The sequence below is a fragment of the Bacillus sp. L75 genome, assembly GCF_003676355.1.
Lineage (GTDB): Bacteria > Bacillota > Bacilli > Bacillales > Bacillaceae > Bacillus > Bacillus velezensis.
Map to the genome: position 1 here is coordinate 633,456 of NZ_ML064901.1, position 17,122 is coordinate 650,577.

Annotated in this window: 15 protein-coding genes; 2 read left to right on the top strand and 13 right to left on the bottom strand. The window is 48.0% G+C overall.

Going from position 1 to position 17,122, the window contains the following annotated elements; translation table 11 throughout:
• Positions 1 to 5: 5 nt before the first annotated feature.
• From D5S11_RS03315 to D5S11_RS03330, 4 genes are read right to left on the bottom strand one after another with little or no spacing between them, the layout of a single operon-like run.
• Complete coding sequence (locus D5S11_RS03315; RefSeq protein ID WP_108724756.1) at positions 6 to 1,493, bottom strand: Na+/H+ antiporter subunit D; 1,488 nt, start codon at positions 1,491 to 1,493, stop codon at positions 6 to 8.
• Positions 1,486 to 1,827: a Na(+)/H(+) antiporter subunit C gene (locus D5S11_RS03320; protein WP_003152063.1), complete on the bottom strand. Its 342-nt coding sequence runs from the start codon at positions 1,825 to 1,827 to the stop codon at positions 1,486 to 1,488. Before D5S11_RS03320 ends, D5S11_RS03315 begins: the two co-directional genes overlap by 8 nt.
• The gene (locus tag D5S11_RS03325; protein WP_007408670.1) at positions 1,827 to 2,258 is read right to left on the bottom strand and encodes a Na(+)/H(+) antiporter subunit B; all 432 of its coding nucleotides are present in this window, start codon (positions 2,256 to 2,258) and stop codon (positions 1,827 to 1,829) included. The genes D5S11_RS03320 and D5S11_RS03325 overlap by 1 nt, the downstream gene beginning before the upstream one ends.
• On the bottom strand, positions 2,255 to 4,657 hold the full coding sequence (locus D5S11_RS03330) for a Na+/H+ antiporter subunit A (RefSeq protein ID WP_061047115.1): 2,403 nt from the start codon (positions 4,655 to 4,657) through the stop codon (positions 2,255 to 2,257). Before D5S11_RS03330 ends, D5S11_RS03325 begins: the two co-directional genes overlap by 4 nt.
• 243 nt (positions 4,658 to 4,900) lie before the next feature.
• On the opposite strand from D5S11_RS03330, the gene D5S11_RS03335 reads away from it, so the two are divergent.
• Entirely contained in the window at positions 4,901 to 5,119 is a 219-nt protein-coding gene (locus D5S11_RS03335) for a hypothetical protein (protein WP_007408668.1), read from the top strand.
• A 43-nt stretch (positions 5,120 to 5,162) separates the two neighbouring features.
• Here the strand turns inward: D5S11_RS03335 and nupQ are convergent, their stop codons facing one another.
• The 6 genes from nupQ to malK form a co-directional block, all read right to left on the bottom strand.
• Positions 5,163 to 6,122: a guanosine ABC transporter permease NupQ gene (nupQ, locus tag D5S11_RS03340; RefSeq protein WP_003152071.1), complete on the bottom strand. Its 960-nt coding sequence runs from the start codon at positions 6,120 to 6,122 to the stop codon at positions 5,163 to 5,165.
• Positions 6,123 to 7,169 carry an ABC transporter permease gene (locus D5S11_RS03345; protein WP_012118308.1) on the bottom strand — a complete coding sequence of 349 codons (1,047 nt, stop codon included), beginning with the start codon at positions 7,167 to 7,169 and terminating at the stop codon, positions 6,123 to 6,125.
• Entirely contained in the window at positions 7,162 to 8,694 is a 1,533-nt protein-coding gene (locus D5S11_RS03350; RefSeq protein WP_020956265.1) for an ABC transporter ATP-binding protein, read from the bottom strand. The genes D5S11_RS03345 and D5S11_RS03350 overlap by 8 nt, the downstream gene beginning before the upstream one ends.
• A 141-nt stretch (positions 8,695 to 8,835) precedes the next feature.
• Positions 8,836 to 9,909, bottom strand: a complete 1,074-nt coding sequence (locus tag D5S11_RS03355) for a BMP family lipoprotein (RefSeq protein WP_007408665.1) — start codon at positions 9,907 to 9,909, stop codon at positions 8,836 to 8,838.
• A 401-nt stretch (positions 9,910 to 10,310) separates the two neighbouring features.
• Positions 10,311 to 11,018, bottom strand: coding sequence for a response regulator (locus D5S11_RS03360; protein WP_003152077.1), 708 nt, complete (start codon positions 11,016 to 11,018; stop codon positions 10,311 to 10,313).
• Positions 11,011 to 12,612 (bottom strand): malate sensor histidine kinase MalK, encoded by a 1,602-nt coding sequence (gene malK, locus D5S11_RS03365; RefSeq protein WP_012118305.1) that lies wholly within the window; start codon positions 12,610 to 12,612, stop codon positions 11,011 to 11,013. Before malK ends, D5S11_RS03360 begins: the two co-directional genes overlap by 8 nt.
• 174 nt (positions 12,613 to 12,786) lie before the next feature.
• On the opposite strand from malK, the gene D5S11_RS03370 reads away from it, so the two are divergent.
• Positions 12,787 to 13,344 carry a YufK family protein gene (locus tag D5S11_RS03370; RefSeq protein ID WP_007408662.1) on the top strand — a complete coding sequence of 186 codons (558 nt, stop codon included), beginning with the start codon at positions 12,787 to 12,789 and terminating at the stop codon, positions 13,342 to 13,344.
• Positions 13,345 to 13,358: 14 nt separating this feature from the next.
• Here D5S11_RS03370 and D5S11_RS03375 read toward each other — a convergent pair whose 3' ends face one another.
• The 3 genes from D5S11_RS03375 to D5S11_RS03385 form a co-directional block, all read right to left on the bottom strand.
• On the bottom strand, positions 13,359 to 13,772 hold the full coding sequence (locus D5S11_RS03375) for a thiol-disulfide oxidoreductase DCC family protein (protein ID WP_007408661.1): 414 nt from the start codon (positions 13,770 to 13,772) through the stop codon (positions 13,359 to 13,361).
• A 21-nt stretch (positions 13,773 to 13,793) separates the two neighbouring features.
• Positions 13,794 to 15,668, bottom strand: a complete 1,875-nt coding sequence (locus tag D5S11_RS03380) for a transglycosylase domain-containing protein (protein WP_108724757.1) — start codon at positions 15,666 to 15,668, stop codon at positions 13,794 to 13,796.
• 89 nt (positions 15,669 to 15,757) lie between these two features.
• Positions 15,758 to 17,002, bottom strand: coding sequence for a multidrug efflux MFS transporter (locus D5S11_RS03385; RefSeq protein WP_007408659.1), 1,245 nt, complete (start codon positions 17,000 to 17,002; stop codon positions 15,758 to 15,760).
• Positions 17,003 to 17,122 lie beyond the last annotated feature (120 nt).

Here is a 17,122-nt window from a genome sequence, read left to right on the forward strand (position 1 = left end):
GCCATCTACTCCTTCAAAACAGCTTCAATGTATTTTTCCGGATTCAGCAGATTCTCAGCCGTCTGATTGACATACGGTGAAACCCATTCGGTTCCGAGCCCGAACAGAAGCGACAAAAGGAGAAAAGCGGCTGCCGGATAAAGAAGTCCTTTTGCGGACCGTCCGCCTGCGCCGGGGCCGGGGATTTCTTTTTCTTCCCCCCAAAAAGCCGTCGTAAAAACCTTCAGCACGGAATAGAGCACAAGCAGGCTGGATAAGAGAATCAATACGGAAAACAATGTTTCCCCCTTATCGAACCCGCCTTCCGCGATCTTCAGCTTGCCCACAAATCCGCTGAACGGCGGGATGCCGGCCAGAGATATGGCTGAAATAAAGAACATCCATCCTAAAAGGGGATAACGGGTGATCAGTCCGCCCATTTTATGCAGGCTGGCAGTGCCCGTCAATGCGATAAGCGTGCCGGCGAGCATGAACAGCGCTCCTTTAATCAGCATATCGTGAATCAAGTAATAAACCGCTCCTTGAATGGAGGCCGGCGTGTTCATGGCAATGCCGAACAAAATCACGCCGACGGCTGTAATAATATTGTAGATGACGATTTTCATGACATCCGAAAAGGCGATAGATCCGATTACGCCGAATAACACCGTCAGCATCGCAAGCCACATCATCAATTGGTGGGTAAAGCCCGTATCGTGAATAAAGATCAGGGTGAATACTCTTAAAATGGCGTACAGGCCGACTTTCGTCAAAAGAGACCCGAATAAGGCCGAAATCGCAGCCGGCGGGGCGTAATAAGAGCCCGGCATCCAGAAATACAGCGGGAATATCCCGCCCTTTAAACCGAAAACGACGAGAAGAAGGACGCCGATGACGGTTATCAGCCCGGTCTGGCCCGATTCACTTATTTTTACGCTTAGATCAGCCATATTCAGCGTGCCCGTCACCGCATATAAGTAACCGACGCCGATGACAAAAAACGCGGATGACACAATGTTAAACACGATATACTTCAATGATTCTCTTAATTGAATTTTCGTTCCGCCAAGCACGATCAGCATGTAGGACGCGATAAGCAGAAGCTCAAAAAAGACGTACATGTTGAACAGGTCACCCGTCAAAAACGCTCCGCTTACGCCGGCCAGAAGAAACTGCACCCCTGAATAATAGAAAGCGCGCTCCCTTTTTTCTCCGATGGAGCGGAAGGAGTACAGGATGACGAGCAGCCCGATTATGGCGGTTGTCAAAACAAGCAGTGCGGCAAGCTGATCCGCGGCGAGCACAATGCCGTACGGCGCTTTCCATCCGCCGAGTGTCAGCGTCTGAATCCCGTGTGTGAAAACGGTCTGAACGAGAGCGGCGCTGATGACGATGGAGACACAGGAAGCGGCAGTGCTGAATATCCGCATCAGCATCACGTGCCTGTTCATAAAAATCAGCAGCACTGCGGCAAGCAGCGGCACCAGAATAGGCAATATCACAAAGTTATTCATGTTGATCATTTCCCCTCATTCGATCCATATCGTCCGTTTTCAGTTCCTGATAGGCGCGAAACGCCATCACAAGCAGGAAGGACGTGACGCCGAACGAAATAACGATCGCCGTCAGTATGAGTGCCTGCGGCAGCGGATCGACAAACGACGTGCTTTTTCCGCCCAGTATGGGAGGGGCGCCTTTTTTCAGTCCGCCCATGGTCAGAAGCAGCAAATGGACGCCGTGGCTTAAAAGCGCGGTGCCGATAATCACGCGCAGCAGACTTTTAGAAAGCAGCAGGTAGGTTGCCGCCATAAACAAAATACCGGCAATGACAGACATTAAGATTTCCATTATTCTTCCTCTCCAATCGTTTGAATAATGGTCATCGTCACGCCGACAACAACGAGATACACACCTAAATCAAACAAAGTGGCCGTCGCAAGCTCCGTATTCCCAAGCACAGGGAGATGAAAATGGCCGAATGTATGGGTGAGAAAGGGTGCTCCGAATAAGAACGAACCTGCACCCGTTGCAATCGCGATAAGCAGACCCGCGCCCGCCACATAAATAAAATTGACGGGCAAAATCGATTTGACGGTTTTTAAATCAAAGGCCAAAAGCAACAGCACGATGGCCGAAGACGTAATCAGTCCGCCGACAAATCCTCCGCCGGGAGCGTTATGCCCCGATAAAAATAAATAGAAAGAGAAAAGCAGAATGATAAAAGATACAAGCTTCGTTGCCGTCTGAAGGATGATGTCGTTTGTGTTTTGCTGTCTCAACGCTCTTCTCCCTCCTCTTTTACTTTCGTTCTGATCATGCCGTAAATACCGAGTGCGGCAATCGACAGCACCGTGATTTCAAACATCGTATCAAATCCCCTGAAATCAACGAGGATGACGTTGACGATATTGTTTCCTCCCCCGAGCTTATGGCTGTAAGCGGTGAAAAAGGAGGAGATGCTGTCTTTTGTTTTTTCGCTGGAAGACGCGATTCCGAGCATTGTCACGATGACGCCGACACCGAGAGAAATGATAAAATTCGTCATCCGGAATGTTCTTGTCTTCTTTTTCCGCCGCATTTTCGGCAGATGATAAAAACAAAGAAGAAACAAGGCGACGGATATCGTCTCAATGACGAGCTGCGTGAGCGCCAGATCGGGCGCTCTGAAAATCACGAAAAACAGCGCGAGTGTGTACCCGACAACACCGAGTGAGATAATGGCCGTCAGCCGCGATTTGGCGAACACAGTCGCAATCGTTGCGCTCACCATAACGAGGGACAGCACGATTTCATACAGGCCGATTTCAGCCATGCCTTTCGCTGTCATGGAAAAGCCGCCTTTTGTGACGAACGCCGTTCCGATGAGAATGATAAACGCCGCAAAGATATACAGCAGATAATCCCGCAAAAATCCGGTCATATAAGATGACGTCAGCTGGTAAGATCTTTTTTCCATACTGCCCGTCACCGCATCGTAAAGCTTGTTCAGCGTCAGTTTTTTCGGAAACAGACCGTACAAACGCTCCCATTTAGACAGCGTTACGTAACCGATCGTGCCGACAATGATGATGCCGAGGGTCATCATTACCTCAGCCGTCACCCCGTGCCACTGGGAAATATGGACATGGAATGTATCTCCGCCGGTTAACAGAGCCGGATAAATGGAGTTCATCGCCGGTTCAATCAGGCTGTAAGACAAAACGTTCGGTGCAAAAAACAGACTGACGGCGCAAGCGGCAAGAATCACCGGCGAAATCAGCATGCCGAGCGGTGCTTCATGCGGCGTCTTTTCAAGCTGATCAGGTTTGCGCGCGCCGCTGAACGTTCTGAAAAACAGCTTCATGCTGTAGATGAAAGTGAAGACGCTCCCGATCCATGCGAGAACGGGGAACAGCACGCCCCACGTATCCAGGCTGAAAATATCTGCATGAGCAATCCGCAGCATACTTGTAAAGAACATTTCTTTACTTAAAAAGCCGTTAAACGGAGGGAGGCCCGCCATGGAAAACGTTCCGATCAGTGAAACGGTGAACGTTACCGGCATAAGCGCCATCAGTCCGCCGAGCCTGCGGATGTCCCGTGTTCCCGTTTCATGGTCGATAATGCCGACCGCCATAAATAAACTTCCTTTAAAAGTAGCATGGTTAATTAAGTGAAACACAGCCGCGGTGACAGCCGCCGTAAAATACTCTGAATGCTGGTAATGAAGCGCGGCGGCTCCTGCGCCGAGCATCGATACAATCATACCGAGCTGGCTGACTGTGGAAAATGCCAGAATCGCTTTTAAATCGGTTTGTTTCATCGCATTAAAGGAAGCCCATACCATCGTGATCAGACCGACTGAGGCAACCGTCCAAAACCAGACGGGTGAAAATGCAAAAACCGGACTGAATCTGGCAATCAGATAAATGCCCGCTTTCACCATTGTAGCCGAGTGCAGATAGGCGCTGACAGGAGTCGGCGCCTCCATGGCATCAGGCAGCCAGATATAAAACGGAAACTGCGCTGATTTCGTAAAGGCCCCCAATAACAGGAGAACCATCGCCGGAATAAAGAACGGATGGCCTGCGATAATATGCACCTGGTTGACCATTTCCCTGATACTGAAAGAATCCGTCATCAGATACAGCAGGATAAAGCCGCCGAGCATGCACAGCCCGCCGCCGACGGTAATCAGCAGTGACTTTTCCGCACCGTAGCGTGATTTCTTCCGCTTATGCCAATACCCGATTAATAAGAAGGATGACAGGCTTGTCAGCTCCCAGAACATATAAAGCACGATAACGTTATCGACGAGCACAACGCCGAGCATCGCGCCCATAAACATCAGCAGGTACACATAAAAGGGGCCGAGCTTTTCTTTGTCCTTCGATAAGTAAAAAATACTGTAAAGCGTCACCAAAGAGCCGATGCCCGTAATCAATAAAGCGAATAACAGCCCGAGTCCGTCAAGATAAACGGTATAGTTAATACCGAGGGACGGAATCCATTCGGCCGCATATCGGACGGTTTCCCCAGCCATTGTTACAGGGAGCTTGCTGATAAAGTAAACAAACAGCACAACGGGCACTATCAGCACAAACCAGCCTGTATGGACTTGTTTTACCCGTTTATAAAGAAAGGGAACGATAAATGCAAATAAAAAAGGCGCCAAAATCGCGAAATGTAACAGCTGCAACAGAAGACCTCCTTTGCTTGTTTTTTCATCAAGCAACTGCTTTATGTAAGAGTGAATTAATCAATTCACGGTCATAGGACCCAGTACAAATTATATCGCACTTTTTTTTACCCTGCTACGGCATAATGTATTCCTCTCTGTGTTTTTGTGGTCTTTTGAACCCAAAATAAATTTATCAAATATCCTGATCTTTGTATATACATTTATCTTTCAGATCAAGCTTTTAAAAAAGGAGCTGGTCAGATGAAGAGAAAGGCGGCGGCCTGTATTGGAATATTTTGTTCTATTATTGCAGGAACATTCATAGCGGACGATTTCTGCAAAACGCGGCAGCAGACGGAGGCAGATAATTGGGAGCGTTTTTTTCTCGGTGCGGAATACGCAGAAGACAAGCTGAGTGCGGCTGAATCAATGCAAACACCGTTTCAGCCGCGTGAGTATATCAGAATCGTATATAGATGAAAAGAGTTCCGGCACCAGGGTGCGGAACTCTTTTTTGTGGCAATCAGCGTTTTCCTTTAATGTAAGGGATGCCGTTGGCTTTAGGCGCATCCGCGCGGCCGATGAAGCCAGCAAGCGCGAGAATGGTCAGAATGTAAGGAGCCATCAGCATGTATACATTCGGAATGTCTTTGAACAGGGGCAAAAGCGAGCCGATAATGCTCAAACTCTGCGCAAATCCGAAGAACAGCGCCGCCCCGAGCGCGCCGATCGGATGCCATTTGCCGAAAACCAGCGCGGCAAGAGCGATAAAGCCTTGTCCGGAAATGGTGGAGTGCGTGAAATCAAGCGCGATCGTGGAAGCATATACACCGCCGCCGAGCCCGCCGAACAGCCCGCTGATCATGACGCCGATATAGCGCATGCCGAACACGTTGATTCCCATCGTATCGGCCGCCATCGGATGTTCCCCGACAGAACGGATGCGGAGGCCGAACGGCGTTTTGAATAAAATAAACCAGGAAACAAAGGCCAGTACGATGGCTAAAATCGACGTATAATATACGTCGGAAAAGAAAATCTTTCCTAAAACCGGAATATCGCTTAACCCGGGAATGTTCGTTTTGTAAAAGGGCTCCGGGATTTTATCAGTCTGCGCCTTTCCGTAGATCAGCTTGACGATAAACAGTGTCGCTCCTAACGCGAGCATATTGATCGCCACACCGGTTACCGTCTGATCGGCGCGGAAAGAAACCGCGGCGGCCGCGTGAATCAGTGAGAACAGTCCGCCGGCAATCATAGCCGCAGCCAAGGCGAGCCACGGAGCGGCGGCGCCAAGCTCGCGTCCGAAAAATAAGTTGAACATGACGCTTGTAAAGGCGCCGATAATCATCAGTCCTTCAAGACCGATGTTGACAACTCCCGATCTTTCAGAAAACACGCCGCCGAGAGCAGTTAAAATAAGCGGAGCCGCATATACGAGTGTTGCCGGGACAATAATGGATAAAATCTGCAGGAAGTCCACTTACTTCGCCCCCTTTTTCTTCAATTTATCAAGGATGAGACGGATGGCGTAGCTTGATGCCACAAACAAAATAATAATGGCGATGACGATGTCAACGACTTCAGAAGGCACCCCGGATTCAATCGGCATATTTAATGCCCCGACTTTAAGGCCGCCGAGAAGACATGCCGCCAGAACAACGCCGATTGCCGTGCTGCCGCCGAGAAGCGCAACCGCAATGCCGTCGAAGCCGACGCCGGTAAAGGCGCCCTTAACCGCCGCGTATTGAAAGGTTCCGAGTCCTTCCATCGCGCCGGCAAGCCCCGCGAAGGCGCCGGAAATCATCATGGCGTACATCATATTTTTTCTGACGCTCATTCCGGCGTATTGTGCGGCGTGCTGGTTAAAGCCGACAGCCCGGAATTCAAATCCGCTTTTTGTTTTATGAATGATAAACCACATGAGGACTGCCGCAAACAGAGCGATCAGAATGCCCCAGTGAAGGCGGGAGTAATCTGTCAGCTGCTCTAAAAACGGCGAGCGGAGCGACGCGCTTTCATGAATTTTGTCTGTTTTGTCCCGGTGGTCCGTCATGACATCGGAAATGAGATAATTGGTTAAATGAAGAGCGATATAATTCATCATGATCGTGACAATCACTTCGTGGACAAAAAAACGGGCTTTTAAAAATCCGGGAATCAGGCCCCAAATGCCGCCCGCAGCCGCAGCCGCCAATAACGAAAGCGGAAGGTGGATGTAAGCGGGGGCGTCAAAGGAAGCGCCGACCCACACCGCGGCGGTCCAGCCGACAAGGAGCTGTCCTTCAACCCCGATATTAAACAGGCCGGTCCGAAATGCGAATGCCACGGCCAATCCGGACAAAATATATGGCGTAATCTGGCGGATCGATTCCCCGATGTAATACACTTCTCCGAAAATGCCGCTCCAAAGAGCCGAATACCCGCTTACGACATTGTAGCCGCTGGCGAGCATGATGACCGCACCCGCAGCTAACCCAAGGATGATCGCAATCAGCGGCACAGCCAGATGAGAAAGTCGATTAATCATGTGTTTTCCCCGCCTCCATTTGCTTACTTCCCGCCATTAAAAGTCCGAGCTCCTGCTCGTTTGTTTCAAGCGGATTGACGTTTGCGATGATGCTGCCTTCAAAGATGACGGCGATGCGATCGCTGAGATTCATTATTTCATCAAGTTCAAAAGATAACAGAAGCACCGCTTTACCGGCGTCACGCTGCTCAATGATCTTTTTATGGACGAATTCAATCGCGCCGACATCGAGTCCCCGCGTCGGCTGGGCCGCAATTAAAAGATCCGGATTTCTGTCCACTTCCCGGCCGATAATGGCCTTTTGCTGATTCCCCCCGGAGAGAGCGCGCGCAGGCGTATATTCATCAGGTGTTCTGACGTCGTATTCTTCAATCAGGCTTCGCGCTTTGTCATAAATCGTGTGTTTATTTAATATGCCGAAAGAAGAGTAGGGCTTTTGGTAATAACTTTGCAGCACGATATTTTCTCCGATCGGAAAATCAAGGACGAGCCCGTGTTTATGCCTGTCCTGCGGAATATGCCCGATGCCGGCTTCAGTGACTTTCCTGGGCGGCATGTTTTGCAGCTGTTTGCCGTTTAACGTGATCGTGCCGGCATTCGTTTTTCTGAGACCTGTAATGGCTTCAATTAATTCAGACTGGCCGTTTCCGTCAACGCCCGCAATGCCGACGATTTCACCGGCTCTGACTGAGAGGGAGAGCTGTTTGACCGCCTCAACGCCGCGCGCGTCCTTAACCGTTACATCAGAAAGTGAAAGCACTTCTTGTTTCGGCTCGGCCGCTTGTTTATCCGTCTTGAATGACACTTCGCGTCCGACCATAAGGCTTGCCAGTTCATCTTGATCCGTATGTGCGACATCGAGTGTTGTAATGCCTTTTCCTTTCCGGATGATGGTGACACGGTCGCAGACTTCCATAATCTCTTTTAATTTGTGGGTGATGAGGATGATTGATTTTCCTTCATTGACAAGATTTTTCATAATCTGAATCAGTTCTTGAATTTCGTGCGGGGTCAGCACCGCGGTCGGCTCGTCAAAAATGAGAATGTCGGCGCCCCGGTAGAGGGTCTTTAATATTTCCGCCCGCTGCTGCATACCGACGGAAATATCGGCAACTTTGGCTTCAGGATCAATGTGCAGGCCGTAACGGTCGGAAATATCGCGCACGTCCCGGGCGGCGCGCTGTCTGTCAATTCGGCCGAAAGTTTTCGGCTCTTTTCCGAGAATGATATTTTCTGAGACGGTAAAGGTATCCACAAGCATAAAATGCTGGTGCACCATCCCGATGCCGAGATCGTTGGCTCTGTTCGGGCTGTTGATGTGAACGCGTTCGCCCCGCACCCGGATCTCGCCTTTTTCCGGCTGATACAGGCCGAATAAAACGTTCATGAGTGTCGATTTTCCGGCGCCGTTTTCACCGAGAAGGGCGTGTATTTCGCCTTTTTTCACTTGAAGCGTGACGTCATCATTGGCGACGATTCCGGGAAACTCCTTGCGTATATTAAGCATTTCAATGATATAATCCACCGATTTGACGCTCCTTTTCAGAGATACTTTGATGAGAAAGAGCTTGGCAAAAGAAAAGCTGCAAGAGATGCAGCTTTTCCTTCACCGCTCTTTTCATAAAAGAGAGGGGATAAGCACGGAAGTCTCCTTATCCCCTGGTTCTTACTCAGCCTTGAAGGATTTCAATTCTTTTTCAGTTGAAGGGATCTCGAGTCCGTCCGCGATTTTCTTCTTCCAATCGTCTGTTGCTTTGATGACATCGTCAGAAAGGTTCTCCTTGTGATCCGAGATGCCGACTGCATCTTGCGCCAAACCGTATGTTAATGTTTTGCCGCCCGGGAATTTCCCGTCACTTGCTTTTTTCGTTAAGTCCTCTACGGCTGTATCCACTTTTTTGACCATTGATGTCAGAGTGACATTGTCTTTTGTGCCTTTGACTTGACCTTCCGCGTACTGGTCTTTATCAACACCGATAACCCATACGTTCCGCTTCGGATCTTCTTTTTTCAGATTTTTCGCTTCTGTGAAGACGCCCGTTCCCGTTGCGCCGGCCGCGTGATAAATGACGTCAACGCCTGATTTGTACATGCTTTCAGCCGTCGCCTTACCGACATCGGCTTTGTCAAATCCGCCCGCATATTTCACTTCGACGGTCGCTTTCGGATTTGCGGCTTGTACACCCGCGCGGAAGCCGATTTCGAATTTTTTGATCAATTCAGACTCCATTCCGCCCACGAATCCGACTTTTCCCGTTTTGCTCGATAGCGCAGCGGCCGCTCCCACGAGGAATGAACCTTCCTGCTCTTTAAATGTAAGGCTCGCCACGTTGTCTTTTTTGACAACGGCGTCAATGATCGCAAAATTGGTGTCTTTGCGCTGATCGGCGATTTCGCTGATGGAATCCTGCATCAGATACCCGACGCCGTAAATCAGGTCAAAGTGTTCCCGCGCTAATTTATTTAAGTTCGTTGTATAATCTGCATCTGATTTTGATTGAAGATAGTCAAAACCGCTTTTGCCTTTTGTAAGCCCGTTGTCTTTTCCGAATGCCTGAATACCTTCCCAGGCGGACTGGTTAAATGATTTGTCATCGACACCGCCGATATCTGTTACCATGCCGACGGTAAAGTTTTTGCTGCCGGAGCCGTTTGCTTTGTCACTTGAACCGCATGCGCTTAATATGGTTCCGGCCGCCGCGATGAGCGCCATCGCCATTCCGATTTTGCGTTTTTTCAAAGATATAACCCCCCTGTAAAATATGGCTGTGCCGTTCAATTCAGACTTGAGTCCCCGTACCGGATGCAGAATCGAAAAAACTTTCTGATAATAATGATGAGACGTCTCTCTTTTTCCCGCCTTGAGCGGCTGTCTCTTCCGGGTTCGGGACTTATGACTTATCTGAAAAGATCTGCTAACCAATCATAATTTATCATTTTACCCGCCATAAATAAATAGAAATTTGCTTATTTTTTAAAAAATATCAATTTTATGAATCGGCTTCCTCATCTGGATAAAACAGAGGAGGATCAGCCAGGTCATTATCCTTATATAGCATACAAAAAAGGAATCTCAAGCCTTTTGTCACGGGATATGACAGTAAAAAAGCACCGTTCACAGCGGAACGGCGCTTTTTGACATTATAAATATTGTTTGATGCTGCTGACATTGCCGGTGTTGATATGATATTGGAAGACGGGTCTGCCGATCGTGCCGTACGCCATTTCTACATTCAGCACTTGTATGTCTTCCAGAAATTTAAGGTATTTCCGGATGGAGACTTGCGAGATTTCAGTATGCTTGGCGAGATCTTCTGTGGTAAAAGAGCCGTCACCGAAAGACTCAATGCTCGCCCAGATGAGTTTAAGCGTGCTTTTTGTCAATCCCTTCGGAAGGTGAACCTTTTCCGCCGCTTCTTTCTTTTGAAAAAGCTCGGCATCCAATTCTTTCTGTGTCATGCTTCTGTGTGATTGATAAACTTTCTGCTTGCGTCTGTAGTCGGAAAGAGCGGTTTGAAAGCGGTCAAATTCAAATGGTTTGATTAAATAATCGACGGCGCCGTACCGAAGCGTTTTTTTGATGACGTCCAGCTCGCTTGCGGCCGAAATGACGATGACATCAACCGATTCATTTTGTTTGCGGATTTCCGTTAAAAGCTCAAGCCCGTTTTTTCCCGGCATGTAAATGTCAAGAAGGATGAGATCGATATGATGCTCGCTCAGCACGTGCAGCGCGCTTTGAAAGGATGATGCGATCCCTTTCAGCTGAAATCCTTCAATCTGGCTGAGATAGCGTTTATTTAATTCACCCACCATGGGGTCGTCTTCAACTATGAGTACATTAATCATCATTTTCCTCCTTCGGTTCATACGGAATGCGAAGACTGAAAGTCGTTCCTTCATTCTTTTCACTTGTCACAATCATATGGCCTTTTAAATTTTCTGTTGCCTGCTGGGTGAAATAGAGGCCGAACCCCCGGTTTGTCCCTTTCGTGGAATAACCTTGTTCAAAAATACGGGCTTGGTCTGCCGCAGACATTCCGGCTCCCGTGTCCGTAATCTCTATATCAAGCTGGCGATCCTGAAACCGCATCGAGCACGTAATGTTTTTTTTCGGCATCTGCGCCACCGCGTCGAGCGCGTTGTTTAACAGGTTTCCGATAATCGTAATGAGCTCATGGATGACGGCTGGATCCGCCGCATTCGGGATCAGGCTGCCGAGCTGAATGTCCAGATCAGCGCCCTGTTCGCGTATGTAGCTTTGTTTTCCTAGAAGAAACCCTGCGAGAACCGGACTTTTGACATCACTTATAATCTCGCTTGTTTCCGTCTTCTGCTGAATGGCAATGTCTTTAATGTAAGTGCCGAGATCATCGTATTCTTTTAACTGGACAAGCCCTAAAATAACATGAAGCTTATTCATGAATTCATGAGACTGGGCTCTTAATGCGTTTGCATACATTTTAACACCGGACAGCTGTTCTGCTAAATGTTTGACCTCCGTTTTGTCCCTGAACGTGGCGATCGCTCCGACGGTTTGTCCTTTCAGATGAATCGGAACCTCATTAAAGACCAGCTCAAGCCCGTTAATGCGGATATCCCTGTCCTGAAGCGGTTTTTTCGTTTCAATCACTTGTTTCAGCCGGCTTTTCGGGAGAATATCGTTCACATCTTGATCGACCGGATTAGTCGGAATACCCATTTTAATAAAAAGCCGTTTCGCTTCCGCATTGGCGAGCTTGATTTTTCCCCGCGCGTCAACCGCCAGAATGCCTTCCTTCGTTGATTCGAGCATGGCGCTCCGCTCTTCCAGGAGGGTGGCGATTTCATAAGGCTCAAGACCGTACATAATGTTTTTGACGGTGCGGGCGACAATGACGGCTCCGATGACGCCGACAAAAATACTTACGCAGATGATGAAATAAAGCGGTCTCAAACTGTGGCTGACGACATCCTGTATTTTGTTAAGCGAAATTCCGACCGAAACGACGCCCACTTGTTTTTTATCTTTTCCATAGATCGGTACGAAGGCTCTCATGGATTTTCCGAGAGTTCCCGCTGATGTGCTCGTTTTGATATGCCCGTGCATCGCCGGCTGTTCATCTCCGCCGGTGAATTTCTTCCCGATTTTATTTGCGTCGGGGTGGGTGAGGCGGATGCTGTTCATATCCATCACCACGACAAATTCGGTTCCTGTCGTATGCTGGACGTCTAATGTATAATCCCGGAGCTCTTTCAGCCCTTTTCTTGTTTGCAATGCCCGCGCGACACTCGGTGTTTCCGCGACCAGCTTTGCGGTGCGCAGCGCGGTCGTCCGTTCTTCTTCTTTCACGCGGTCTGCTGTTTGGACGCTGATCGTGAAAAAGGTGATACAAAGTGCGATAAGGACGACAATACAGACGAAAATCGTTAATCGGGTTTGCAATTTTAATGTTTTTTTCATAACAGCCTTCCTTACGTTTATCATTCCCGCGTTCTACTTTACTCCGAAAAAGCCGGTTTGTGAAGATCAGGCCCTTATTTCGTAAAAGTGAGGAAAAATGGTATTTTTTATCTTGTCAATGTGTTTTAAGTCCTCCATAATAAGTGAGGTAGATTACAGAAAGGGACTTTTTATATGAAAAATACTTATTGGACGGGTTATTTTCCGCTCGTTGCGATTCTGCTTTTTAGTTCGTCATTATCCATTTCTACCTCGCTTTATGTCATGAAGATACTTCAGACGCTCGGCATGTATCAGGGGATGCTGGATTATTTCTCTGAGAAAGGGATCAGACTGGCGCTTTTTGCAGCGTTCGCCCTTGTGTATTTTATGCTTTTTTCGGCTTTGAAGCTGATTGCAAACACAGTGACAGAGCTGTCTCTTTTGTTTTTCACAAATGACCCTGAAGGGGACAATCTGAAAAAAATCAGATTAGGCTCTTTAATTTATGTAGGCGGAGGAATTCTTTCCTTTGCGCTCGTGCAGAATGGTTTTTGGATTGCGGCGTTATTTGCCGTTGTTACGCTCGTTTATTTGATTTTCATGGTGTACAGAATCTATTCGACACTCTCGATCGTTTCGCTGATCGGTTTTATATTGCTTGAGATTCTGTTTTGGTTTACTTTTGTTATCGGTATTTTGTACATCTTTATCAAGCTTTATAATAGCATAATGGCTAGCTTACCTGTGTAAGCTAGCCATTTTTGTTAAGACAGAAATCTGTTTTTGATCTCAGGGGAGGGGAGCATGCATGCTTCCCTTTTTCCGAACCATTTGTAACGGCGCCGGGCGATGAAAGAATAGGCTCTGTCCCTGAGGGGGCGGGGCACTGCGAAAAAAACCGCTGACAGCCGCCAGGCTCCGCGGAGATGACGGGAAACCTTTAACACGGCTGCGGATTTTTTGTATATCCGCCCGTTTTCGATAAAAATCATGCTGTCAAATTGTTCTGTCGGAAGTCCTTCTGATGCCAAAAGCTCCCGGGCGGTATCTGATTGCAATGAAGCAAATGAGATTTTGCCGGCCGGATCGCGTTTAATGATGAATTGAACGGCGCCGTTGCATAAGTTGCAGACGCCGTCAAACAAAAGCACGCGGTCCGGAAGCTGAGCTGGTTTCAAAGCGGATCCCCTCCGTTATCTTTAATAAGCTGCCTGCAGCGTGTTTTTCCAGATCGAAAGCTGAGGGCTTGCGTCATGAAGGTATTCGACGCTTGACGGTGTATCCTTTCCGACCCATACCCCCATCGTATAAGCGTCCGTCAGGCCGACAAACCACATATCGTGATAGTCATTTGACGTTCCTGATTTTCCGCCGACGTACGGAGCTTTAAAGTTCGCTTTTTTTCCTGTTCCGCTTTTGACGACGGCTTTCATCATTTCTTTGATCTGCATGTTGGTCCGCACGCTGAATACCTGCGTCGGCTCATCTTTCCATTTTAATATCGTTTTTCCTTTTAAATCAGTCACTTTTGTAATCGCGTGACTCGGCGTATAAACGCCGTTGTTGCCGAACGTGGTGTACGCATTGGTCATTTCAAGCGGAGTCATGCCGTTTGTAAAACCGCCAAGCGCCGCAGGCAGACGGTAATCCGCGCTGACCAGCTTCGCGAAATGAAACGGTTCAAGGTAGCTGAACGCCTTATTGACGCCGACGCGGTCCATGATTCTGATGGCCGGTGTGTTGTACGAGTATTTAAACGCCGTTTCCAGCGTGACCGTACCGTACGTGCGGTTATTGTAGTTTTGCGGGCAGTAATCCGCACTGCAGAATTTGCTTGCGTCAATCTTGCTGTGTGGCGTTGCGCCGGTCTTTTCAATGTAAGGTCCGTAATCAAGCAGCGGCTTAATGGATGAACCGGGCTGTCTGTATGCCTGATAGGCACGGTTGAAATCATATTTATGATAATCTTTCCCGCCTGAAAGCGCGATAATCTGATGTGTCTGATGATTAATCACGGCCGCTCCGCCCTGGACGCCTGCATACGGCAGATTTTGATTCACTTGGGCGACGACCTGGTTTTGCATATACGGATTCAGCGCCGTATAAATCTTCACGCCGTCTTTTAACAATGTGCTGACTCTGTCTGAAAGCTCACTCTGTATTTTTTGTTTCGCCTTTCCGGAAGCTTTTTCAAGACGTTTGTCATAGCCTTCGGATGATGAAACAAGCTGTGTGAATTCATCATTTACATAGGAAACATAGTCAGGATATTTATTTGTTTTTTCGTTTATATCAAGCTTGATCTTTTCCTTTTCGGCTTTTTTCAGCTGTTTCCCGGATATAACGCCTGCTTTTTTTAATCCGTTAAGCAATCTGACTTGTCGTTTTTTCGTATAATCAAAATGCTTGAGAGGATCATATAATGTAGGGTTATTAGGGATGGCGCAGATAAAGGCCATTTCTCCCAAAGTGAGAGATTTCAGCGGCTTGCTGAAATAAAATTGTGCCGCCGAACCGACACCGTATACGCCGTTATTAAAATAAATCGTATTTAAGTAGCCTTCTAAAATCTCATCTTTGCTGTATCTTTTCTCAAGCTGATAGGAATAGGCCAGCTCCGTCAGTTTTCGGCTGAAGGTGCGTTCATGGCTTAAATACACATTCCTTGCCAGCTGCTGGGTGATGGTGCTGGCGCCCTGATCAATTTTATGATCTTTGAAATTGGAGGCGGCCGCCCTGACCATCCCCATAAAGTCAAACCCTTTATGCTCATAAAAATGACGGTCTTCAGAGGTTAAAAACAGTTGTTTTACCTCATTCGGTATTTTATTAAAGGGCACGATCACGCGGTTCTCATGATCGCTGACAATCTCAGAAACAAGGCTTCCGTCCCTGTCATACATGTAACTGTTTTGAACCAGGTTGATCGCTTTTAAATCAATATGTTTATCGAGCACCTGATCAAAAGGCTTGATTTGTTTTACCTCTTTGCCGGAAGCAATAACTGTAAATGCACACAACGGGATAATGCCGAGCAGCAAAATCCATCCGATTATTTTACGTACCATGGTCACTCTCTTTTCTCCTGATTTCTAGCCATATCGTATCATTCTTTTAAGAATACGAGAAGGTTAAATTTAGAAGAAATCGTGATCGCTGCCGGTCAGCCCGCATTTGACGCTGTATCCTTTTGCAGATGTCCCGCCATCCATAAGAGCCCCGCGCCTATTAAAAAGAGAAAGGCGGTGACGTAGAAAGCAGCCGAAATGGAAAAACCGCTTGAGACCGCACCTCCGAGCAGAGGGCCGAGCACATTTCCGAGAAAACGAAAGCTGACGTTATAGCCGAGCACCTCTCCCTGGATGCTGCCCGGCGCCCTGACGCGGATTGCGGCCGTAATGCAGGGGAGCGTGCCGCCCATGACCATGCCGAACAGAAATCTGAAGACTAACAGAATGGAGAGGGAGGAGGCGAGCGCCTGCGGAATGAAAAACACCGCTGAGGCAATCAAAAGCACGATTAAGATCCGGCTGTGGCCGAAGCGGTCGCCGAAGTCCCCCCATTTCCGGGCAAGCAGTAAGCTTCCGAGTCCGGTCGCTGAAAACGCCATTCCGGAGAAAAAAGCTAAATTAACAGGTCCGTGCAGCTCATTGACATATAAAGCGAGCAGCGGCTGAATGCTGAAATTGCCGGTCTGCACGATCATAGTAAGCACCATCATCGCCCAAAGCGCGGGCTGGTGAAAAATATAAGAGAGCACCTGTTTTCTGGAATAGGTTTTCCGTTTGTTTTGTTTCTCGCCGAGCGGCTGCTCATTGACCTGAAATAAAACGAGAAGCACGGACGCGAAAATGACAAAAGACGTAATAAAAAATGTGTACGTAAACCCGAAGCTGTCAGCGAGCAGCCCGCCCAGCATCGGTCCGAATAAAGTGCCTGACACCTGACCCATCTGCAGCGTGCCGAGCGTCTTCCCGGCAGTCTCTTTCGGCGTCTGCGCCGAAATCATGGCAAGCGATGTCGGAACAAAGCCTGTTACTAGACCCATAAGCAGCCGCAGGACAAACAGCTGATAAACGGATGTCACAAACCCCATCAATAAAATGCTGACGGCAATGCCGGTTCCTGTAATCAAGAGAATTTTTTTGTAGCCGCGCTTATCGCCGAATCTTCCCCAAAACGGGGAAATCACAAACGCCATTAAAAACGTGACGCCGAACACATACCCGCTCCATCTCTGCACATACCCGCCCGAATGGGGGCTGATCGTTTCGATATATAACGAAAGAAACGGAACAATCATGGTCATGCTGGCGGAAATAAAGAAATTTGTAATCCAAATGACGACGAAGTTCTTCTTACGGACAGAAATAACATCACCTTCTTTACTTTTCGTGTATCTAATCATTAGTATATAGGAATGAATCCGGTATTTGTATTTTCGATGCGGATATAGGAAAATTCATTATTTTTAGAAAATGAAGAAAGTTTCAGAGGGGAAATTGATATACTATCATAAAATATCATT

What these genes read in the sequence shown, in the direction of transcription:
- D5S11_RS03315 (WP_108724756.1), bottom strand. Translation starts at nt 1,493, where the DNA reads ATGAATAACTTTGTGATATTGCCTATTCTGGTGCCGCTGCTTGCCGCA.
- D5S11_RS03320 (WP_003152063.1), bottom strand. Translation starts at nt 1,827, where the DNA reads ATGGAAATCTTAATGTCTGTCATTGCCGGTATTTTGTTTATGGCGGCA.
- D5S11_RS03335 (WP_007408668.1), top strand. Translation starts at nt 4,901, where the DNA reads ATGAAGAGAAAGGCGGCGGCCTGTATTGGAATATTTTGTTCTATTATT.
- D5S11_RS03345 (WP_012118308.1), bottom strand. Translation starts at nt 7,169, where the DNA reads ATGATTAATCGACTTTCTCATCTGGCTGTGCCGCTGATTGCGATCATC.
- D5S11_RS03360 (WP_003152077.1), bottom strand. Translation starts at nt 11,018, where the DNA reads ATGATTAATGTACTCATAGTTGAAGACGACCCCATGGTGGGTGAATTA.
- malK (WP_012118305.1), bottom strand. Translation starts at nt 12,612, where the DNA reads ATGAAAAAAACATTAAAATTGCAAACCCGATTAACGATTTTCGTCTGT.
- D5S11_RS03370 (WP_007408662.1), top strand. Translation starts at nt 12,787, where the DNA reads ATGAAAAATACTTATTGGACGGGTTATTTTCCGCTCGTTGCGATTCTG.
- D5S11_RS03385 (WP_007408659.1), bottom strand. Translation starts at nt 17,002, where the DNA reads ATGATTAGATACACGAAAAGTAAAGAAGGTGATGTTATTTCTGTCCGT.